Raw genomic sequence first — 20019 nt, forward strand, 5'->3', positions numbered from 1 at the left:
GGGATCGCCAGATGAGCGTTGCAAGCCAAACACCGGCGTGGTCCGCGGACGCCCTGGAAGACTGGCTGCTCGAGCGGATCGCGCGCCTGACCTCGGTGGCGCCGGCCGCCGTCGATCCCGAGGCGCCGTTCGTCAGCCTCAACCTCGACTCGGTGGCGGTGATGGACATCGTCGTGGCGCTGGAGGACCTGCTGGGATTCGAGATCGAGTCGACCATCGCCTGGGACTACCCCACGGTGCGCCTGCTGTCCGGCCATATCGCCGGCCTGGCAGCGCGCCAGGCGGCGGCAACGCCAGGACAACCGCCATGCTGACCCGGCGCATCGCCACGCGGATCCTGCTGGCCGCCGGCCTCGCCGTGCTGGCCGGCTGCGGCGAAAAATCCAAGGCCGCTACCGAGGACACGGTTGCACGCGTCAAGACCATGGTGGTCAAGGCCGGCGGCGAGGCGCGCCGGCGCTCGCTGGTCGGCGAAGTCCAGCCGATGGAAGTCTGGAACCTGGCCTTTCCGGTGGCCGGCCGCATCACCCAGCTGGCGGTGGCCGAAGGCGACCGGGTGAAGAAGGGCCAGCTGCTGGCGCGCATCGATCCCGTGCCCTATGAGGTCCGGCTGAAGAACGCCGAGGCCGAACTGCGCAGCAGCGTCAGCGACAGCGAGGAAAAGCGCGATGCGCTGGCCGCACGCAAGACGCTGAGCGAACGCGGCTTCATGGCGGCCAGCATGGTGGAGCGCTACCGCGTCGACTACACGCTCGCCCAGCAGAAGGTCAGCAGCAGCGAATCGGCGGTCGCCCTGGCCCGGCGCGACCTGGCTGCCACCCGGCTGCTGGCGCCGGCCGACGGCGTCGTCTCCGCCCGCCAGGTGGAACCCTTCGCCGACGTGAACGCCGGCCAGTCCGTGCTGCGGCTGGACGGCGCCGGCGGCATGCGGGTGGCGGTGCGCGTGCCAGAGAACCTGATCGAGGACTTCGCCGTCGGCGCGGCTGCGGCGATCGAGGTCGGCGGACGCAAGCTGCAAGGCCGGGTCAGCCGGATCGACGCCCGCGCCGGTGTCGGCGATTCCTTCCCCGCCTACATCGCGCTGTCCGGCGCCACGCAGGGCCTGCGCGCCGGCGTCACCGCGAAAGTGGACTTCGTCGTGCGCCCCGGGGCCGGTGGCAGCGAGCGCAACATCCAGGTGCCGATGCAGGCGGTGCTGCCGGGCAACGGGCCCGGCCAGGGCTACGTGTTCGTGCTGGACAAGTCCGGCAACAGCGTCAGGCGGGTGCCGGTGCAGATCCGGGCCGTCAACGACGCCGACATGGAGATCGGCGAGGGCCTGGCGCCGGGCGACGAGATCGTGACCGCCGGCGTGGCCTTCCTGTCGGACGGCCAGCCGGTCAAGCGCATGCAGGCCATGCCGGGCAAGCAATGATCAACTTCACCGGCTACGCCTTCCGCAACCCGCGCCTGGTCGCCGCGGGCGTGCTGATCATCGTCGGCCTGGGCATCAGCCTGTTCCTGAACTACCCGGCGCAGGAGGACCCACCCATCAAGGTGCGCGAAGCGATCGTCAGCGCTTCCTTTCCCGGCATGTCCCCAGAGCGGATCGAGACCCTGCTGACCCGGCCGCTGGAGGAAAAGATCCGCGAGATCCCGGAAGTGCAGCGCATCACCTCGACCGCCTTCACCGGCGGCACCATCATCAGCGTCAAGCTCTACGACCGCTATTTCGAGCTCGGTCCGTACTGGCAGACGCTGCGCAACAAGATGGCCGATGCACGCTCGTCGCTGCCGGACGGCGTGTCCGGGCCGACGGTGAACGACGACTTCGGCAACGTCGCGATCGCGACGCTGGCCATCACGGCCGACGGCTTCAGCATGGCGGAGATGCGCCAGGTGGCCCTCGGCCTGCGCGAACAGCTCAACACCATCCCCGGCGTGCGGCGGATCGACATCCATGGCCTGCCGCGCGAGCAGATCTACCTGGAGGCGTCGCCCTCGCAGCTGTCGCGCCTGGGCCTGTCGCTGGGCGACGTGCTGCAGACGCTGCAGCGGCAGAACGTGGTGCTGCCCGGCGGCCAGGTCACGGCCGGCAAGGTTGTGGTGACGCTGGAGCCGACCGGCAATTTCGCCAGCGTCGGCGAGCTGGAGAAGTCGCCCATCATGCTGCCCAAGACCGGCCAGGCGATCGCGCTGTCGGACCTGTTTGCCGTCCGGCGCGCCTACGTCGAGCCGCGCAGCACCGGCGCGATGTACAACGGCAAGCCGGCCGTGGTGCTGGCCATCTCCATGGTCGAAGGCCGCAACGTGGTGGAGTTCGGCAAGGCGCTGAACGCACGCGTGGCGCAGCTCAAGCGGGAGCTGCCGCTGGGCTTCGGCCTGGACTTCGCCACCTTCCAGCCGGAGGTGGTGACGCACCTGATCTCGGAAGTGGAGCGCACGCTGTACGAGACGCTGGTGATCGTGCTGGTGGTGGTGATGGTGTTCCTGGGCATGCGCACGGGCCTGATCGTGGGCACCATCGTGCCGCTCACCATGCTGATGTCGCTGATCATCATGAGCGTGATGGGCATCGAGCTGCAGCGCGTCTCGATCGCCTCGATGATCATCGCGCTGGGCCTGCTGGTGGACAACGGCATCGTGATCGCCGAAGACATCATGCGCCGGCTCGCCGCCGGCGAGGACCGCAGGCAGGCCTGCATCGACGCCGGCAAGAGCCTGGCGACACCACTGCTCACTTCCGCGCTGACCATCGTGTTCGCCTTCATGCCGCTGCTGCTGGCCGACGACCAGACCGGCGAGTATGTGCGCTCGCTGGCGCAGGTGACCAGCATCGCGGTGCTCAGCTCCTGGCTGCTGTCGCTGACCTTCACGCCGCTGGTGTGCTACCGCTTCATGAAGGTCGATCCCGGGCACCAGGCCGCCGAATCCGACGCGCACTACGACACGCGCTTCTACCGCGCGTATCGCCGGGCGCTGGAAGGCATCATGCGGCATCGCGTGGTCTTTCTCGGTGCGGTCGCCGGCGCCTTCGTGCTCTCGCTGTTCGGCTTCGGCCTGGTGCCGCAGCAGTTCTTCCCGAACTCCGAGCGCAACCAGTTCATGGCCATCGTCAACCTGCCGGCCGGCACACCGTATTCGGAGACCGAGAAATCGATCAGGGCCATCGACGCCTGGCTGTTGGACAAGAAAGCCAATCCCGAGATCACCAGCGTCGCGGCCTATGTCGGCTATGGCGGGCCGCGCTTCGTGCTGGCGATGGCGCCGGTGGCCGGCGCGCCGCACCGCGGCTACATCGTCGCCAACGTGCCGCAGGGCACGGACGTGGAGCCGCTGGTCAGCCGCACGCGCAGCTACATCCTGGCGAACTTCCCCGAGCTACGGGCCGAGGTCAAGAAGTTCTGGCTGGGCGGCTCCGAGACCGGGCTGGTGGAACTGCGCATCACCGGCACCGACGCCGCCACGCTCAAGAATCTGGCGGAAAGCGTGAAGCAGGTGATGCGCGCAGTGCCCGGCACGGTGGACGTGAAGGACGACTGGGAAAACCGCACCTGGAAGCTGGTCGTCAAGGTGGACCAGGCCCTGGCGCGGCGCGCCGGCGTCACGTCCGCGGACGTGGCGCTGTCGCTCAATGCCAATCTGAGCGGCATGCAGGTGAGCGTGTTCCGCGACAGCGACCAGACCGTTCCCATCGTGCTGCTGGGCAAGGACAAGGAGCAGATGACGTACGACCGGCTCAAGACGCTCAATGTGTTCGCCGCCAACGGCCAGACCTCGGTACCGCTGACGCAGATTGCGGAGCTGGTCGGCGTGCCGGAGGACGGCGCGATCCGCCGCCGCAACGGCGTGCGCACGGTGTCGGTCTCCGGCAAGAACCTGGAGCTGCATGCCTCGCAGCTGGTGCGCAGGATCCGCCCCGAGATCGCCAAGATCCCGCTGCCCGAGGGCTACCGCATCGGCGTCGGCGGCGAGCTGGAAACCTCCGGCAATGCCCAGGGCGCGCTGGTCAAGTTCCTGCCGATCGCGCTCGGCGCCATCCTGCTGCTGATGCTGTGGCAGTTCTCGTCCTTCCGCAAGGTGCTGATCATCGCCATCACCATCCCGCTGTGCCTGGTGGGCGCGGTGGCCGGCCTGCTGGTGGCGCGGGCCACCTTCGGCTTCATGGCGATCATGGGCCTGCTGGCGCTGGCCGGCATCATCATCAACAACGCGGTGCTGCTGCTCGAGCGCATCGAGGAAGAGCGGCAGGAAGGCAAGGACCACTACGAGGCGGTGGTGATGGCCGCGCTCAAGCGCCTGCGTCCGATCGTGATGACCAAGCTGACCTGCATCCTGGGCCTGGTGCCGCTGATGCTGTTCGGCGGCGAGCTGTGGTACGGCATGGCTGTCGTCATCGTCGGCGGCCTGGCCCTGGGAACCGTGCTCACCCTGGGCGTGATCCCGGTGGTCTACACGGTCCTGTTCAAGGTGAAAAGGCCCGCCCGGGCGACTGCTTCCTCCGGCCACGCCGGAACAACATCGGGGACGCATCATGAGCACGCAAACGCCGCATAAGACCAGCTTCTGGGCTTTCATCGGACAGGCACTCGGCCTGGCCTTCACTTACCGCATCCTGGCGTCGCTGGTGGCGCTCGCGCTTCTGGTGCAGGTGGCGTTCAACCTGCTGATGCCGCTGACCTACAAGTACATCTTCGACGACGCCATCCCCAGGAACGACATGCCGCTGCTGGCACTGCTGCTGGGCGTGCTGGTGGGTGGCTACCTGCTTAACGCCGGCGCCGGCCTGATGCAGGACTACGGCACTGCGACGATCGGCTCGCGCATCTCCGCCGGCCTGCAGGAGAAGCTGTTCCGCAACATGCAGCGCCAATCCAGCGACTTCTTCTCGCGCACCCCGCAGGGCGACATCGTGGCCTGCTTCGGCCCGGACGTCATGGCGCTGGAAACCGCGATCGTGCGCGGCCTGCCCAGCTTCTGCATGCGGCTGGTCACCATCCTGTCCAGCCTCACGCTGCTGTTCGTGATCGAGTGGCGGCTCGCCATCGCGGCGCTGCTGCTGATGCCGCTGATCGCGATCGCGCCGCGGCCGTTCAGCCCGCGGGCGCGCGCCTACGGCCGCAAGAAGGACGACCTGCAGTCGGGCCTGGCCAGCATGGTGCAGGAGAACCTGCTGATCAACCTGACCATCCGCACCTTCAACCTCGGCGACTACCGCCAGCGCAAGTTCGACGACAAGCTGGACGACCTGCGGCGCGACGGCTTCAAGGCCAACTTCTTCACCTCGCTGATCGGGCGCTCCACCAACGTCGCGGCCGGTGCGCTGCAGATCGGCGTGCTGGGCATCGGCGCGATCCTGGCCGTCAACGGCTATCTCACCACCGGCTTGCTGATCGCCTTCATCGGCCTGCTGCTGAACATCGGCGGCGCCACCGACAACCTGACGCAAGCCATCCCGCTGCTGATGCAGGGCATGGGCGGCTACGCCCGCATCCGCAAGCTGCTGGACGTGGCGCCCGCGCTGGCCGACGCGCCGGGCGCCGGCCCGCTGCCCAAGATCGAGAAGGCGATGCGGCTGCAGGGCGTGGAGTTCGGCTACGAGCCCGGGCATCCCATCCTCAAGGACGTGGACCTGGACATCCCCGCCGGCAAGAGCGTGGCCATCGTCGGCAGTTCCGGCTCGGGCAAGTCCACCGTGCTGTCGATGCTGATGCGGCTGTACGACCCGCTCAAGGGCAAGGTGCTGCTGGACGACGTGGACCTGCGCGACGCCACCGAGGCATCGCTGCGCGGCCAGACCAGCGTGGTGCTGCAGAACACGGCGCTGTTCGACACCACCATCATCGAGAACATCCGCATGGGCCGGCTCGACGCGAGCGACGAGGAAGTGATCGAGGCGGCCAAGGCCGCCGGCATCCACGAGCTGATCGAAACCCTGCCCAACGGCTACCAGAGCGTCGTCGGCAGCCAGGGCGGCAGCCTGTCGGGCGGCCAGCGCCAGCGCATCGCGATTGCGCGCGCACTGCTGCGGCAGCCGAAGATCCTGTTCCTGGACGAAGCGACCTCGGCGCTGGACGCCCACACCGAGGCACAGATCGGCGAGACGCTGACCGCGCTGACCAAGAACTGGACGGTGGTGTCCGTCACGCACCGCTTTACCCATATCACCGGCTACGACCGCATCGTGGTGATGGACAAGGGCGAGGTGGCGGAGATCGGCACCCACGATGAACTGGTCGCGATGGACGGCCTCTACGCCGCGCTGTGGCGCAAGCAAAGCGGTTTCACCATCACCCCGGAGGGCCAGGCGACGGTGTCGGTGGAGCGCCTGCGGGCGATCCCCTTCCTGTCGGAATGCAGCGACGAGGTGCTGGAGTCCCTGAGCAAGGACCTGGTGACCGAGCACTTTCCGGCCGGCCGGGTGGTGTTCGAGGAAGGCGAACCGGGCACCAAGTTCTACATCGTCGCCCGCGGCCGGCTGGAGAACTACGTCAACCTGGGCGGCGACAAGGAAACGCCACTGGGCACCCTGGACGACGGCGACTACTTCGGCGAGATGGCGCTGATCCGGCCGGTGCCGCGAACCTGGTCGGTGCGCGCGAAGGTGGACAGCGTCTGCATCAGCCTGGACCGGCAGAAGTTCATCAAGCTGATGGAAGCGGACGCGAAACTGAAGGAGGCGGTGACGAAGACCGCCTATGCGCGCGCCGCCGAGTGGAGCGAAGCGATCATGGCCGCGACCGAATAGGCGCGGCTATTGCAGCCGCGCGAGGGCCGCTTCGCGGGTCGGCTGGATGTCCAGGATCGCGTTGAAGCCGCTGACCATGAACACCTCGTTGATCGAATCGCTCAGGCCGCACAGCACCAGCTTGCCGCCGGCCGCCTTGGTCTTCTTGGCGGTCAGCAGCACCACCCGCAAGCCGGCGCTGCTGATGTAGTTCAGGTCCGAGAAGTCGATCAGCACGTGGGTCGTTCCGGCCTCGAGCTGGCTCATGATCTCCTTCTCGAAGGCCGGGGAGTTGCCGCTGTCGAGGCGATTCGAAGGAGTGAAGATCTTCGTTTCCGGCATGCTTGTTCCTTTGGCGAGTGGGCTGGCACGCGGTTGCGCGGAAGCGCAATCTTATGCGCTGCCCGCGACGGCGTCGATGCCACCGGCCCCTGCGCAGATCGCGGCGGCCACCTGCGCCGCACGTTCGAACAGGAAGAAATGTCCGCCGGGAAAGTCGAGGATGGCCGGCGGGCGGTCCAGGCACGCGCTCCACGCGTCCGGGCCGGCAGCGGTGAGCCGGTCCGCCGTGCCCCGCAGCACCAGCACCGGGACGGACCAGGCGTGCCGCCGCATGTCGACATAGCTCTCGGCGGCCTCGAAGTCGGCGCGCAGGATGGGGCCGAACAGCTCGACCAGCGCCGGCTCCTGCAGCACCTCCGCCGGCATGCCACCCATCGCCGCGACCCGGGCCAGGAACTGCGGCGGCGGCAGCGCCGAGAGCTTCTCCGGCTGGGGCCGGTCCGGCGGCGCGACCCCGGACAGCACCAGCCGCAGCGGCAGCGGCATGTCCGACTGGGCAAGACAGTCGAGCATGGCCAGCGCGAGGTAGGCGCCCATGCTGTGTCCAAACAAAATGTAAGGAGAGCCGCCCGTTTCCTCCCGAATGTTGGGGACGAGGTCCAGCGCCATCGCCTCGACGCGGGTGAGCAGCGGCTGCGCCATCCGCCGGCCGTGGCCCGGCGGGTCCAGCGTCACCATGGACACGCCGGCCGGCAGGGCGCGTGCTATCTTCGCGTAGCTCAATGAGCTGCCGCCGGCGAACGGAAAGGCGATGACGCGCAAGGACGCTGTCATGCGCGCGCTCCCCGCCCGGACCTTCGGAGGCCCGCCTTGCAATCGTTGCCCTCAGCTCCCGTTGCCTGGATCGCCAGCTTGCGGCGCGGCGCTGCCGATGCTGGCCGCCTCGCCGACCTGCTGACGCCGGACGAACGATCGCGCTGCGAGCGCTTGGGCAAGGCTGCCGATCGGCAACGCTTCACCATCGGCAGGGTGATGACTCGCCTGGCCGTGGCCTCGCAGCTGGGATGCAGCGCGCGGGACGTCGCCATCGAGGTCGATGCCGCAGGCAAGCCCTGGCTGCGCGGCGCCGCCGCGCCGCTGGCACTGAGCATCGCGCACGGTGGCGATCTCGTGGTGGTGGCGCTCGCGGCCGGGTGCGCGCTCGGCACCGACGTGGAGTCCCGGGACCAGGCCATCGATCTGGATGCGGTGCTGCCCCTGGTCTGCGGGCCGCGCGAGCGGGCTGCGATCGAGGCGCTGCCGATGACGCAGCGGCAGGACCGTTTCCTGTTGCTGTGGACGCTGAAGGAAGCGATGTTGAAGGCCACCGGCCGCGGACTGGCCGGCGACCCCACGGAGCTGGAGTTCGATGCCGGCGACGACCGGCATCCGGTGCTGCTCTCCCATCCCGCGCAGGGAGCATCGCCATGGCGCTTCTTCCTGTCCCCCGACCAGCAAGGGCACGTGCTGGCGCTCGCCGTCGAATCCCGCAGCGGCCATCGCGGCGCCGACGCGCCGCTGCTGCGGGACGCGCATCCGCTGCTCGCCGCCGCGGCGCCATGAAAAAAGCGCGCGGCCCGGAGGCGGCGCGCTTCATCCAGCATCTGCAAGAGACTATTTCTTGATGTTGAGAATGATCGCGCCGGCCCAATTGGCCCCACCGTTCTCGACCAGAATGTTCAGGCAGTTGGTGGTCTCGACCCAATCCATCTTGATCTTGGACTGACCGACGTCGATGCCGTCTGCGGTCAGCGTACCGTTCGGATCTTTCAACAGCTTGGTTCGATAAGCCGGGTCCTTCGCTGAGCGCGCGAGAGCGCCGGCCAGTTTGTCATAGAACATGCTTTGCGCCATGGGAGTCCTCCATAGTTGGTTCATCTTGGCAAGGGAACTACCGATGTCATTTATCCGAATGCGCGTCCGATGAAACTGCCTCGTGACAAGAGAAATGGCACCTTTTCCAATTTACACCGGGCAAAAAACGCTGTCCAGAGTCAGGCCGCGCCGCAGGCCCGCGCGCGCTTCGTGACCAAGCGTAAAAATCGCGCGGGCCGGATCCTACGGCCCAGGTGCGCTAGTCGCCCATGTGGTGCCAGTCGCTTTCGGGCAGGTTCTTCATGAAGGTGTAGATCTGCTGCAAGGCGCCGTGCGCGGCGGCCCACTCGATGTGCTCGCGAAAGCACATCCGCTTGGGAATGGAAGGCGTGTCGTTCCACGCGGCGCCCACCAGCGGCGGTGCCGGCTCCGCGTGGCGCCGGTCCGGCAGCATCTCGAACAGCTCCTGCCACTTCGCGGGCTTGGGGCACACGCGGTTGTTCTTGCGCGCTTCCACCATCACTTCGACCACCGTCAGTTCCTTGCGCACCGGCGTGGCCGGGCGGGCGTGCAGGTTCTGCAGCGGCGCCGGCGTGGTCGGCGCGTAGCTGCGCTCGTCCGCGTCGCGCATGGTTCTGCTCGCCGGTGCGGTGTCCGCGAAGCCGCGGTTCTGCACCGCCTGCAGATCGGCAAACTCGGCCCAGGTGGTGTCGGTGTCCTTTTCGACCGCTTCGGGCTTGGGAATCGGGTCGCCCGGCAGGTAGGGATTGATGGTGTCGGCGGAGCGCCTGACCGGTTGCGCGGGGGTTGCCGACTGCGGCTTTTTCGGCTCCGAACGCGAGAAGCCGGCCCATGGTTTCTTGGGGATCGTGGCCATACGCGAATACTTTCCTTGACGTGACTGTCCTGCTGCCATTTCACCATTTCCGCAGCCGCAATGGAAATCCCGCAATGCCATTTTTCACGGCGCCGGCGCTTATCTGGACGCCCGGCCCGGCGGGCGCCCGCGGGGGCGGACGCGAGCTCTTCTCAGTCCTGTTGCGGCCCCCCGCCGGGGTCGATCTCGCTGGCCAGCAGCGCCAGCAGATACTGGAAGCTGTCGCCCTTGTCGGCCAGCAGATCCGGTGCGTTGGCACTGAGCCAGGTCTGCAGCGTCCAGAGATCGGCGATGGTCCGGTCTTGCGGCACACGCAGGCGCCACAAGGCCTTGATCTGCTGTTCCGCCGTGTGCGTGGCGGCGCGCGCCGCCGCCAGCCGGTCGCGGGCGATCTCGTCCATGACGCTGCCGGCACCCTCGCCGCTGCGGCCGGCCCTGACAAGGTCGGTCGGACCAGGCGGCTTGCCGGAACCCTTGCGGGGCGACTGGTTCACGGCCGGGTCCCCGCGCGGCGCGAAGCGAGCGATGCGTCCATGCGCTAGCGCAGCGTGTGCAGCGGAAGGCTGATGGTGAAGACGCAGCCTCTTCCGGGCACGTCGCGCACCGTCAGCACGCCGTCGTCGGCCTCGACGCTGGCCTTGGCCATCGCCAGCCCGATCCCCAGGGCGGCCTTGTCGCCCCGCCGCTTGGAAAACGGCGCGAACATGCGCTCCTCGTCCCCCGGCGACAGCCCGCCGCAATGGTCCCTGACATCGATGAAGACCCGGCTGGCGGCCGAATGCACCTGCAGCGTGACCTTGGTCTGGGGCTGCGTGAACTTGAAGGCGTTGTTCAGAAGCTTCCCCAGCGCAGCGAGCAGTTGCTCCCGGTTGCCGCGGATGCCCAGCGCCGGATCGACCTCAGGCACGTCGAAGGGCAAGCCCCTGCGGTCCGCGTCCAGCGCAGCGCTGTCGCGCGCTTCGGCAATCATCGTCGCGACCGAGAAGGTCTCGCCCTGCATCGGGATGGAATGCTTCAACTGCACTTCGGCCATCGCCCGGTCGACCAGGCCGGTCAGGGCGGCCATGCAGCGCTTGAGGATGCTGCCGGTCGCGCCGGAGACCGGCAGGGTCCCCTGGTCCAGCGCCGACAAGGCAAGCGTGGCCGTGCCGATGGAACTGCGCAGGTCGTGCACCAGGTAGCCGAGCCGCTGGTTCGACTCGGCGCTGCGGATGATCGAGATGCTGGCGTCACGCTCGGCGCTGTAGGAGGACACCGCGTCAGCGATGGCGTTGTCCAGGCAGCGATTGAGCGTGCGGAATTCGTCGATGGCAAATGCGGCGTCGCGCTCCACCGCCAGCTCAGTGATGGCCTGGCACAGGTCGCCGTAGTCGTGGACGACCTGGTCGACCGTGTAGCCCAGGTTCAGCAGCTCCTTGCCGTGCGCCGTGGCCGTGACGCCGATCTCCGACAGCGATGCGGCGTCGCCGCTGGAGGCGCCGGAAATGCGCAGGCTTTCCCAGGCCTCGCCGTCTTCCTCCGCCTGCAGCGTCCGCGTCAGTTGCTCGATGAACAGCGGAATGCCGTTCATGAGCTGCTGCGAGGTGGCGGCGCGCCGTGGCCGTTCGGCCACCTTCGCCTTGCACCTGGCGATCAGTTCGTCGCGGTTGTTGGTCAGAAAACGATGCATCACACTCCTTGCAGGCCGCCGCCATTGCCTCGAACGTCAGGGCAGTGGCCCGGGCCAACGCGGGCCCAGGGGGACAGTGTGCGCTCATTGCCGCCGCCGTGCGGCCGCCGCGTCACGGACGCTTTTGGCGGATGCCGGGAAACATCTCCAGATAACCGTTCAGGCGCCCCAGTTCGGCTTCGAAGCCGTCCATCGCGGCGCGCAGCTCCCCCGCCTGGTGGGCCGCGGCGGCGGCCTCGAGGCGACCGCCGGCCTCGCCCAGCAGGAGCGCGCCCAGCATCTGACAGGAGCCCTTGATACGGTGCGCGAAATCGGCGACCCGCGCGAAGTCCTGCGCCCCGATGGCCTCGCGCAGCGCCTGGGCGTCGGCCTCGTTGGCACGGCGGAAGTCCAGCAGCATGTCGGCCTGGGCCACGGGGTCGCCGCCGGAGATTTCCGCCAGCAGCACCAGATCGAGCAGCCCGCGGCGCTGGAGCGCGGCCGGAGGCTGGGATGCGGCAGGCGCCGCCGGGTGCGGCGGCCGCGCCTCCAGGCTCAGCGGCACCCAGCGCGCCAGCATGGCGCTCAGGTCCGACAGGCTGGCCGGCTTGACCAGGCGGTCGTCCATGCCGGCGGCGATGCACGCCTCGGCCGCCGCCGGCAAGGCATTGGCGGTGCAGGCGATCACCGGGATGCGTCCCGCATCGCGCCGCGACTCGCTCGCCCGGATCGCGGTGGCCAGCTCGTATCCGTTCATGCCGGGCATGTTGCAGTCGGTGATGACGGCCGCAAAGCGGCCGCTGCGCCACAGCGCCAGGCCCTGCTCGCCGTCGCCGGCGGCCTCGGCCGCGTAACCGAGCGAGGCCGCCTGGCGCACCAGCACCATGCGGTTGGTCGGGTGGTCGTCCACGATCAGCAGCAGCGTGCCATCGGCCTGGGCCTCGGTGACCGAGGGCGCGGAGCGGCGCCCGGCCATCAGGGCCTGCAGCAATTCCTGGTCCGCCACCTGCGTGCGCGCCAGCGCCGCGGCCCCGCAGATCTCGAACGCCAGCCGCAGCGTCAACACGGTGCCGCGGCCGCTCGCGCTTTGCACCTCCACCGTCCCGCCCATCAGCTCCGCCAGCCGCCGGGAGATGACCAGGCCCAGGCCGGTGCCGCCGAAGCGCGAGCTGGTCTCGGCCGCGGCCTGCACGAAGGGCTGGAACAGCCGCTCGACCTGGGCCTGCGACATGCCGATGCCGGTGTCGCGCACCACGAACTCGAGCTCCTCCATCTCGTCGCGCCGCCCGAGCACCCGCACCGAGATGTCGACCTGGCCCGAGGAAGTGAACTTGATGGCGTTGTTCAGGAAGTTGTTCAGGATCTGGCCCAGCCGCAGAGGGTCGAAGGACAGCGCCGGGCTGATCTGGTCCGAGACATCGGCGTGCAGCGTCAGGTTCTTGCTCGAGGCCACCTGCGCGTGCAGCCGGCACAGGTTCTTGATCACTGCCGGCACCGACGCCGCCACCAGGTTCAGCTCCATGCCGTTGGCCTCGATCTTGGAGAAGTCGAGGATGTCGTCGATGATGCGCATCAGCGCGTCGCCCGATTCCCGGGCCACCGCGAGGGTCGAGGATTGCTGGGCGTTCAGGTCACCCAGCGCCAGCAGCTCCAGCAGCCCCAGCAGCCCGCTCATCGGCGTGCGGATCTCGTGGCTCATGGTGGCCAGGAATTCCGACTTGGCCGCGTTGGCGGTCTCGGCGTCGTGGCGGGCCAGCTCCAGTTCCGCCGTGCGGCGCCGCACGCGGCCCTCCAGCTCCTCGTTCAGCTCCCGCAAGGCATCCTGGTGGCGCTTGCGCTCGCTGATGTCGACGCTCATCACCAGGATCCCCGTCACCGCCCCGGTTTCGTCGTGCAGCGGCACCTTGTCCTTGAGCGTCCACACTTCGGCGCCGTCGGCGCTGGTGAGCCGTTCCACCACGCCGAGGATCGGCTGGCCGGTGCGGATGATCTCCTGGTCCGACGCGACGTAGCCGGGCGTCGCCGTCTCCGGATACACGCTGGCGACGGGCGCGCCCTCCATCTGCGCCACGCTGCGCCCGATGTTGCGGGCGGCGCGTTCGTTGGCGCGCAGGATGGTGCCCTGGGTGTCCTTGAGCAGGATCATCGCCGGCACCAGGTCCAGCACGACCCGCAGCTCCGCGCGCTGGCGCTGCAGCTCCCGGTTGGTGCGCATGACCTCGACCTCGGCCAGCTTCAGGTCGTCGATGTCGGTGCAGGTGCCGATCCATTTGAGCACCGCCCCGGCGTCGTCGGTCAGGGCGACGCCTCGCACCAGCCACCAGCGGTAGGCGCCGTCGGCCCGGCGCAGCCTGGCCTCGTAAGAATAGGTGCCGCCCTGCATCCTTGCGTGCGCCTGCGAGACGGCCGGGCGGTCCTGCGGATGGATCACGTCGTGCCAGCCGCCGGCCAGGCCTTGGCCCAGGGTCAGGCCGGTGTAGTCCATCCACTGCTGGTTGAGGTAGATCACTTCGCGATCGGCGGTCGTCATCGAGACGATCTGCGGCATCGCCGCGGCCAGCGTGCGGAATTCCGCGAAGCTTTCCTGCAGCGCCAGGTCGGAACGGCGCTTCTGCGTGATGTCGGTGCTGCTGCCGACGACGAAGTCGACACTGCCGTCGGCCGCGAAGGCGGCCGAGAACACATAGGCGTAACAGGCATTGACGCCTGCCGGACTCTGGTACTCGATCTCGTCGTTCACCGTCTTGCCGGTGGCGAAGACCGACGCCCACTGCGCGTGGATCTTGCGTGCGGTTTCTGCCGGCCAGCCCAGGTCGTAGCCGTCCTTGCCGATCGCCTCTTCCAGCGTGAAACCCCACAGGTCGAGCGCACTCTGGTTGGCGAACAGCAGGCGGCCCCGGCGGTCGACGATGTAGGTGAAGTCCGTGATCGCCGACAGCGCCGTGTTGAGCATCCGCTCGCGGCGGGCTGTCGCCTGCGCCAGGCTGGCCAGGTCGCGCGCCGTCTTGATGCGCAGCGTGATGTCGTGGTGCAGCACGACGGCGCCGGCCGACCGGCCGCTTCCCATGGCGGCAACCCGCAGCGAGAACCAGCGCTCCTGCGACGGCGAATGGCACGTGTATTCGAGCTCGAAAGAGCGCACCTGGCCGGCCAGCACCGCCCGGATGCCGCGGCCGGCCTGGGCAGCGGTGCTGCTGCCGGCCGCGGCGCCGTGGTCGCAGGCAGCCAGGTAGCTGCTGCCCACTCCCCGCCGCGGATCCCGCATCCCGTTGTCGTCGGCGAACTGGGTCCACGCTGCGTTGACCGCGGTGATGAAGCCGCGGCCGTCCAGCAGCGCCACATGGGCCGGCAGCGCAGCCAGGATGGCCGCCTGGTGCGAGGCCTCGCTCAGATGCAGCTGGCGCTGCGCGCGCTGCAGCAGGAAGGTCTTGCCGTTGCTTGCGGTCAGGCTGTCGACGCCGCCGCCCAGCAGCGCGTCGAGCCGTTCGTCGACCCGCGCCATCTCCTCCACCAGCTGGCCGATTTCACCGGCGGTCGCGGGCTCAGTGGGTCGCACGGTATTCGCTCATCCATGCAGTCTAGGATTGCGGCCGGGCCCTGTCTGTCGGGCACTCTGGCGACCTCTGTGGGGAATTCTCGATTTCCGGCGGCCGCGGCGCCCATTCGTGGGCTGCCGGCGCCGCGCTGCGGGCCCGGCGTCGAGAACTCCCTACGGCGCTGGCGAGAGCGCCCGACAGACATGGCGCTGCCGAGCTCCTAGCATCGGGCGTGCCGGCGCGCAGCGCGCCGGCACCAAGAGATCCGATCGGAACCATGCAAACCATCCCTTCCCGCCCGGCCCGGGCCGCCGCCAAGGCACCCACGGGCATCACCGGCTTCGACCAGATGACGGGCGGTGGGTTGCCCCCCGGCCGCACCACGCTGCTGGCGGGCGGACCGGGTTCCGGCAAGTCGATCTTCGCGATGCAGTTCCTGGTCCACGGCGCGACGGCGTGCGACGAACCGGGCATCTTCGTGGCCTTCGAGGAAGCCCCGGCCCGCCTGGTCGCCAACCTGGCCGGCTTCGGCTGGCCGCTGGAAACCCTGCAACCGCACAAGCTGTTCTTCCTGGACGCGCAACCGGCGCCGGACCTGGTGCAAAGCGGCAGCTTCGACCTCGCGGGCATGCTGGCGGCGCTGGGCGCCCAGGCCGCGGCGATGGGCGCGCGCCGGATCGTGTTCGACGCCCTCGACATCCTGCTCGCCCTGCTGCCCGACCCGGCGGCGCGCCGGCGCGAGGTGTACCGGCTCCATGCCTGGCTGCTGGAACACGGCCTGACCGGCCTGATCACCGCCAAGCAGGGCGGCGACGAGGCCAGCCAGCATCCGCTGGACTTCATGCAGTTCATGGTCGACTGCGCCGTCGTCCTGAACCACAAGGTGACGCTGGGCGTCTCGCAGCGCAACCTGCGGGTGCAGAAATTCAGGGGCTCGAGCTTCGACGAGAACGAGTCGCCGTTCGTGATCGGCAGCGGCGGCTTCGACGTCGCCGTGGCACGGTCGCTGGGGCAGGTGGATTCCACCGTCACCCTCGAGCGCATCACCAGCGGCGTCGAACGGCTGGACACCATGCTCGGCGGCGGCTACTACCGCGGCGCCAGCGTGCTGGTCACCGGCTTTCCCGGCACCGCCAAGACGACGCTGAGCGGCGCCTTTGCGGAGGCCGCCTGCGAGCGCGGCGACCGCACCCTGTTCGTCAGCTTCGATTCCGACGGCAGCGAAGTGATCCGCAACCTGGGATCGGTCGGCATCCGCCTGCAGCGCTTCGTCGAAAGCGGCGTGCTGCGCATGGTGTCGGCGCGCACGATCACCGGCAGCGCCGAAACGCTGCTGGTGCGCATCAAGGCGCTGGCGCGCGAGCAGTCGGCCCGCTGCCTGGTGATCGACCCGATCTCGACGCTGTCCAAGTCGGGCAACGAACTGACGGCCCACGGCGTCGCCGAACGCCTGATCGACTGGACCAAGGCGGCCGGGATCACGATGGTGTGCACCAGCCTGCTCGACGAGATGTCTGGCGAGGTCAACGGCGGGACGCCGCTGCAGGTGTCCACCCTGGCGGACACCTGGCTGCACCTGAACTACCTGGTGCAGGCCGGCGAGCGCAACCGCGGCATGTCGATCATCAAGTCGCGCGGCACCGCGCACTCGAACCAGGTGCGCGAACTGATCCTGAGCGACGAGGGCGTCACGCTGGCCGACATCTACACCGCCGGCGGCGAGGTGCTCATGGGCACGCTGCGCTGGGAAAAGGAAAGCGCCGAGCGGGTCGCCAGCGAAGTGGCGGATGTCGCGGGCGAGCTGAACCTGGTGCGCCTCGAGGCCGAAGAGGCAGTGCTCGAGGTGCGCGCCAAGTCGCTGCAGACCGAGCTGGTCGCCAAGCAGGTGGAAAAGACCCTGCTGACGCGCACCCGCGCCAGCCGCGAGGGCGAACTGGCGCGCGGCCGGGAGCGGATGCGCGAGTTGCGCGGCGCCGATGCCGTGATCCCGCCGGCAAAGCCGGAGGGGAAGTAAGCGCGATGCAGACCTTCAGCTTCCGCCTGTTCGTCGCCGGCGACACTCCGAATTCCTCGCAGGCGCTCGGGAACCTGGCCCACATCTGCGACAGCCGGCTGCCTGGCTGCCACGAGATCGAGGTGGTCGACGTCTTCAGGGAACCCATGCGCGCGCTGGCAGAAGGCATCCTGATGACGCCCACATTGGTGAAGCTGTCGCCCGGACCGGTGCAGCGCATCGTCGGGACCCTGTCGGACGAGAACACGCTCCTGCTGGCCCTGGGCCTGCCCCCGGACCGGGGCTGAGCGGCGGGCGGCACCGCCCCCCGGGCAGCGCCGTTCAGGCCGCCGGCGGTGCGCCCGGCGACCCGGCGAGCGGACGCAGGTTGTGCCGGTGCTGGGCCAGCAACGGCGCCAGCTTGGCGGCCGTCAGCGGCTTGCTGACGGCGCCGAGCACGGCGGTCCCGTAGGAGCGCGCTGCCTGCAGCGGCCAGCGCAGCAGGTCGTCCGCCAGGGCGCTGTTCATGATGACCGAGAGCGGCAGCCGCTCGTCGGCGACGATCCGCATCACTTCCATGCCGTCCAGCGACGGCATGGCCAGGTCGAGCACCAGGATCGCAGGCGCCGCCAGCTCGCGCGCCGCGGCCAGCGCGCCGGCACCGTCGGCGAAGCCGCGAACATCCAGCGCGCCCAGCTGCCGCAACAGCCGCAGGATCATCGAGCGCTGGAACTCGTGGTCGTCCACCACCAGGAAGTTCAGCCCGGCGCAGACGGGCCCGCCGCCGGCCCCCGGGCCTGGCCGCAACGCCGACGGGTCCAGCGCCTCGATCCAGGCGTAGAGCTCGCTCTGGCACAGCAGAAATGCATCGAGCTTGAGCCGCAGGCGGGCCGGTTCCAGCGCGCGGCTGGCCTCGGACATCGCGGCGCAGGCCCTGGCGATCGGCTGGGCGCCGATCACGCGGCTGGCTCCTTCGATGCGGTGCGCCAGCTGCTCCGCCCGCACCAGGTCGCCGCCGGCAACGGCCGCCAGCAGTTGTTCGACGTCGACGTCGGTGCAGTGCCGGAAATCCGCCAGAAACGCCGCCGCCGACACGCCGGTGCCGCGCAGCACGTCGTCGAGCCGGCCTTCATCCAGCGGCGCGTTCATGCCGGCGCCTCGCCGGCGGGCAGGTCCGCGCCTGTGGGGCATTCTGGCGACCCGCGTGGGGAATTCTCCATTTGCATCGCCAGCAGCAGATCGCCGACCACCCGGATCAGTTCGGCCGGGTCGGCTTTGGCCACGAAGGCTGCCGCTCCGGCTGCGGCGGCACCCTCGCGCATCACGGCGGTGTCGTTCATGGAATAAACCACCACCCGCACCTGCGGGTCAGCGGCGACGACGCGGCGCGTCAGGTCCAGCCCCGAGCCATCCGGCAGCCCGATGTCGGTCACCAGCAGCGACGCCTGCAGCCGCGTGAATTCGGCGATGGCAAGGCGCATGGTGTCGGCCAGGTGGATCGAGCGCTCGGGAAAGGCGGTGCGCAACATTTCCATGATCAGCAACGCGCTCAGCTCATGGTCCTCGACGACCAGGATGGCATTGGAAGCGGTTGATGGGGAGGGCATCCGCCACGGTAGCAGGGATCGCCCAAACAAGCTGTCGGGAGTTCTCGACTGCGCTCAATCGAGCGACACCAGGCCCTGCTGGATCGCGAATTTCACCAGGGACACCACGTCCGACAGCCCCAGCTTCTGCATCAGCCGGCTGCGGTACGTGTCCACCGTCTTGGGCGACAGCGACAGCAGCTTGCCGATCTGCGCGCTCGAATGCCCTTGCGCCACCAGCTGCAGGATCTCGCGCTCGCGCCGTGACAGCAACTCCAGCGGTCCGCGCGCCGCGCCGTCGCCGACGTGGCCGGCAACCAGCCCCGCGATCCGCGTGTCCAGGTACTTGCGGCCGGCATGGACCGCGCGGATCGCGTCGACGATCTCGGCGGCCGCCGACTCCTTCTGCAGGTAGGCCCGCGCGCCCACCTCGAGCGCCCGGAACACGTACTCGGTCGACGAGTGCATGGACAGGATGACGACCGCCACCGGCAGCCCGAGCCGCTGGATTTCGGCGGCCACCTCGATGCCGTTGAGGCCCGGCATCGAGATGTCGAGCACCGCGACATCCGGCAGCAGGGCGCGGATCTGCTGCAGGCTCTCCCTGCCCTCGGCGCAGGTCCCGACGACGACCAGGTCCGGCTGCAGCTGCAGCAGCTGCACCAGGCCTTCGCGCACGATGGCGTGGTCGTCGGCGACGAACACCCTGATCCGCGCGACCGGCGCGCTCATCGATCGGCCCCGGCCCGGGGCCGGTCCCGATCGAGCGCCAGCCGCACGCTGACGCCGGCACCGAGGGCGGTTCCCACTTCCAGCACGGCGCCGATCGCCTCGGCCCGTTCGCGCATGGTGGTCAATCCCAGGCTGGGCGTGCCGGCGGGCAGTTCGGCCAGCTCGAAGCCCATGCCGTCGTCGTCGATCACCATGCTCACCACGCTGCCCTGCTGCGAGATGGTCAGGCCGACCGACCGCGCCCCCGAGTGCTTGCTGGCGTTGGACCAGGCCTCCTGCGCGATCCGGTAGAACGCGATCTCGCAGTCCGGCGCCAGCCGCGGCGACGGTTCGCTCCCGGCCACCAGGAAGCGGATGCCGGTGCGGGCCGTGAGCACGCCGGCCTGGTGCCGCAGTGCAGGCAACAGGCCCAGTTCGTCCAGGGCGGTGGGCCGCAGGTCGGCCAGCACGGCGCGCACGTGCGCCATCGTGTCGAGCAGGATGTCCTGCAGGTCGCCGATGCGGCGCGCCACCGGGCCGCCGGCGTCGTCGGGAAGCTGCTTGCGCAGCAATTCCAGGCCCATGCCGAGCGCGCTGAGGTTGGCGCCGACGCGATCGTGCAGCTCGCGGCCCAGGCGCTTGCGTTCCTCCTCCTCGGCGTGCATCAGGCGGCGCGACAGGTTCTGCAGGCGTTGCGCGCTCGCCGCTTCCAGGCTGCGGCCCGCCAGCGGCCGCATCAGCGGCTGCGCGCCGCCGCCGGCCCCCGAGTCCTGCGGTTCCGGGCCTTGGCGGTTTCGATCGCTGGTCACGTCCGGCATGGGGCCAG

Annotated in this window: 18 protein-coding genes; 7 read left to right on the forward strand and 11 right to left on the reverse strand. The window is 69.2% G+C overall.

The genetic code is table 11. From position 1 onward, the window contains the following. Nucleotides 1–11 precede the first annotated feature (11 nt). From ACFPOE_RS11150 to ACFPOE_RS11165, 4 genes are read left to right on the forward strand one after another with little or no spacing between them, the layout of a single operon-like run. Complete coding sequence (locus ACFPOE_RS11150) at nt 12–314, forward strand: acyl carrier protein (RefSeq protein ID WP_376850155.1); 303 nt, start codon at nt 12–14, stop codon at nt 312–314. Continuing rightward, the gene (locus ACFPOE_RS11155) at nt 308–1414 is read left to right on the forward strand and encodes an efflux RND transporter periplasmic adaptor subunit (protein ID WP_376850156.1); all 1107 of its coding nucleotides are present in this window, start codon (nt 308–310) and stop codon (nt 1412–1414) included. Before ACFPOE_RS11150 ends, ACFPOE_RS11155 begins: the two co-directional genes overlap by 7 nt. Continuing rightward, nucleotides 1411–4536 carry an efflux RND transporter permease subunit gene (locus ACFPOE_RS11160; RefSeq protein WP_376850157.1) on the forward strand — a complete coding sequence of 1042 codons (3126 nt, stop codon included), beginning with the start codon at nt 1411–1413 and terminating at the stop codon, nt 4534–4536. Before ACFPOE_RS11155 ends, ACFPOE_RS11160 begins: the two co-directional genes overlap by 4 nt. Then, nucleotides 4514–6727 carry an ABC transporter transmembrane domain-containing protein gene (locus ACFPOE_RS11165; RefSeq protein WP_376850158.1) on the forward strand — a complete coding sequence of 738 codons (2214 nt, stop codon included), beginning with the start codon at nt 4514–4516 and terminating at the stop codon, nt 6725–6727. The genes ACFPOE_RS11160 and ACFPOE_RS11165 overlap by 23 nt, the downstream gene beginning before the upstream one ends. Before the next feature lie 6 nt (nt 6728–6733). On the opposite strand, the gene ACFPOE_RS11170 is transcribed toward ACFPOE_RS11165, so the two are convergent. Next, on the reverse strand, nt 6734–7048 hold the full coding sequence (locus tag ACFPOE_RS11170; protein ID WP_376850159.1) for an STAS domain-containing protein: 315 nt from the start codon (nt 7046–7048) through the stop codon (nt 6734–6736). Between the two features lie 51 nt (nt 7049–7099). Continuing rightward, complete coding sequence (locus ACFPOE_RS11175) at nt 7100–7822, reverse strand: thioesterase II family protein (RefSeq protein ID WP_376850160.1); 723 nt, start codon at nt 7820–7822, stop codon at nt 7100–7102. 36 nt (nt 7823–7858) lie between these two features. Between ACFPOE_RS11175 and ACFPOE_RS11180 the strand changes: the two genes are divergently transcribed. Continuing rightward, nucleotides 7859–8590 carry a 4'-phosphopantetheinyl transferase family protein gene (locus ACFPOE_RS11180; RefSeq protein ID WP_376850161.1) on the forward strand — a complete coding sequence of 244 codons (732 nt, stop codon included), beginning with the start codon at nt 7859–7861 and terminating at the stop codon, nt 8588–8590. Nucleotides 8591–8641: 51 nt separating this feature from the next. Here the strand turns inward: ACFPOE_RS11180 and ACFPOE_RS11185 are convergent, their stop codons facing one another. The 5 genes from ACFPOE_RS11185 to ACFPOE_RS11205 all read right to left on the reverse strand — a co-directional run bounded on the left by ACFPOE_RS11185 (nt 8642) and on the right by ACFPOE_RS11205 (nt 14923). Next, a complete protein-coding gene (locus ACFPOE_RS11185) occupies nt 8642–8869 on the reverse strand; it encodes a hypothetical protein (RefSeq protein ID WP_376850643.1) in 228 nt (75 codons plus the stop codon). Nucleotides 8870–9101: 232 nt separating this feature from the next. Continuing rightward, a complete protein-coding gene (locus ACFPOE_RS11190; RefSeq protein WP_376850162.1) occupies nt 9102–9719 on the reverse strand; it encodes a hypothetical protein in 618 nt (205 codons plus the stop codon). Nucleotides 9720–9871: 152 nt separating this feature from the next. Beyond that, entirely contained in the window at nt 9872–10213 is a 342-nt protein-coding gene (locus tag ACFPOE_RS11195) for a hypothetical protein (protein WP_376850163.1), read from the reverse strand. A 44-nt stretch (nt 10214–10257) separates the two neighbouring features. Further along, nucleotides 10258–11388, reverse strand: a complete 1131-nt coding sequence (locus ACFPOE_RS11200; RefSeq protein ID WP_376850164.1) for a sensor histidine kinase — start codon at nt 11386–11388, stop codon at nt 10258–10260. Between the two features lie 112 nt (nt 11389–11500). Beyond that, nucleotides 11501–14923: a PAS domain-containing hybrid sensor histidine kinase/response regulator gene (locus tag ACFPOE_RS11205; RefSeq protein ID WP_376850165.1), complete on the reverse strand. Its 3423-nt coding sequence runs from the start codon at nt 14921–14923 to the stop codon at nt 11501–11503. A gap of 257 nt (nt 14924–15180) precedes the next feature. Between ACFPOE_RS11205 and kaiC the strand changes: the two genes are divergently transcribed. Both kaiC and ACFPOE_RS11215 read left to right on the forward strand, forming a co-directional pair. Next, on the forward strand, nt 15181–16917 hold the full coding sequence (kaiC, locus tag ACFPOE_RS11210) for a circadian clock protein KaiC (RefSeq protein ID WP_376850166.1): 1737 nt from the start codon (nt 15181–15183) through the stop codon (nt 16915–16917). A 5-nt stretch (nt 16918–16922) separates the two neighbouring features. Continuing rightward, the gene (locus tag ACFPOE_RS11215) at nt 16923–17204 is read left to right on the forward strand and encodes a circadian clock KaiB family protein (protein WP_376850167.1); all 282 of its coding nucleotides are present in this window, start codon (nt 16923–16925) and stop codon (nt 17202–17204) included. Nucleotides 17205–17238: 34 nt separating this feature from the next. Here the strand turns inward: ACFPOE_RS11215 and ACFPOE_RS11220 are convergent, their stop codons facing one another. From ACFPOE_RS11220 to ACFPOE_RS11235, 4 genes are read right to left on the reverse strand one after another with little or no spacing between them, the layout of a single operon-like run. After that, complete coding sequence (locus ACFPOE_RS11220) at nt 17239–18045, reverse strand: response regulator (RefSeq protein WP_376850168.1); 807 nt, start codon at nt 18043–18045, stop codon at nt 17239–17241. Further along, nucleotides 18042–18503, reverse strand: coding sequence for a response regulator (locus tag ACFPOE_RS11225; RefSeq protein ID WP_376850644.1), 462 nt, complete (start codon nt 18501–18503; stop codon nt 18042–18044). Before ACFPOE_RS11225 ends, ACFPOE_RS11220 begins: the two co-directional genes overlap by 4 nt. Nucleotides 18504–18557: 54 nt before the next feature. After that, entirely contained in the window at nt 18558–19214 is a 657-nt protein-coding gene (locus ACFPOE_RS11230) for a response regulator (RefSeq protein ID WP_376850169.1), read from the reverse strand. Beyond that, nucleotides 19211–20011, reverse strand: coding sequence for a sensor histidine kinase (locus ACFPOE_RS11235; protein WP_376850170.1), 801 nt, complete (start codon nt 20009–20011; stop codon nt 19211–19213). Before ACFPOE_RS11235 ends, ACFPOE_RS11230 begins: the two co-directional genes overlap by 4 nt. Nucleotides 20012–20019 lie beyond the last annotated feature (8 nt).

It is taken from the genome of Caenimonas terrae (assembly GCF_042655405.1).
Classification (GTDB): domain Bacteria; phylum Pseudomonadota; class Gammaproteobacteria; order Burkholderiales; family Burkholderiaceae_C; genus Ramlibacter; species Ramlibacter terrae_A.

Excerpts from the sequence above, each read along its gene's own strand:
- ACFPOE_RS11200 (WP_376850164.1), bottom strand. The coding sequence starts at position 11,388 with ATGCATCGTTTTCTGACCAACAACCGCGACGAACTGATCGCCAGGTGC.
- ACFPOE_RS11175 (WP_376850160.1), bottom strand. The coding sequence starts at position 7,822 with ATGACAGCGTCCTTGCGCGTCATCGCCTTTCCGTTCGCCGGCGGCAGC.
- ACFPOE_RS11190 (WP_376850162.1), bottom strand. The coding sequence starts at position 9,719 with ATGGCCACGATCCCCAAGAAACCATGGGCCGGCTTCTCGCGTTCGGAG.
- ACFPOE_RS11230 (WP_376850169.1), bottom strand. The coding sequence starts at position 19,214 with ATGAGCGCGCCGGTCGCGCGGATCAGGGTGTTCGTCGCCGACGACCAC.
- kaiC (WP_376850166.1), top strand. The coding sequence starts at position 15,181 with ATGCAAACCATCCCTTCCCGCCCGGCCCGGGCCGCCGCCAAGGCACCC.
- ACFPOE_RS11155 (WP_376850156.1), top strand. The coding sequence starts at position 308 with ATGCTGACCCGGCGCATCGCCACGCGGATCCTGCTGGCCGCCGGCCTC.
- ACFPOE_RS11150 (WP_376850155.1), top strand. The coding sequence starts at position 12 with ATGAGCGTTGCAAGCCAAACACCGGCGTGGTCCGCGGACGCCCTGGAA.
- ACFPOE_RS11235 (WP_376850170.1), bottom strand. The coding sequence starts at position 20,011 with ATGCCGGACGTGACCAGCGATCGAAACCGCCAAGGCCCGGAACCGCAG.
- ACFPOE_RS11215 (WP_376850167.1), top strand. The coding sequence starts at position 16,923 with ATGCAGACCTTCAGCTTCCGCCTGTTCGTCGCCGGCGACACTCCGAAT.
- ACFPOE_RS11165 (WP_376850158.1), top strand. The coding sequence starts at position 4,514 with ATGAGCACGCAAACGCCGCATAAGACCAGCTTCTGGGCTTTCATCGGA.
- ACFPOE_RS11170 (WP_376850159.1), bottom strand. The coding sequence starts at position 7,048 with ATGCCGGAAACGAAGATCTTCACTCCTTCGAATCGCCTCGACAGCGGC.
- ACFPOE_RS11185 (WP_376850643.1), bottom strand. The coding sequence starts at position 8,869 with ATGTTCTATGACAAACTGGCCGGCGCTCTCGCGCGCTCAGCGAAGGAC.
- ACFPOE_RS11160 (WP_376850157.1), top strand. The coding sequence starts at position 1,411 with ATGATCAACTTCACCGGCTACGCCTTCCGCAACCCGCGCCTGGTCGCC.
- ACFPOE_RS11225 (WP_376850644.1), bottom strand. The coding sequence starts at position 18,503 with ATGCCCTCCCCATCAACCGCTTCCAATGCCATCCTGGTCGTCGAGGAC.
- ACFPOE_RS11220 (WP_376850168.1), bottom strand. The coding sequence starts at position 18,045 with ATGAACGCGCCGCTGGATGAAGGCCGGCTCGACGACGTGCTGCGCGGC.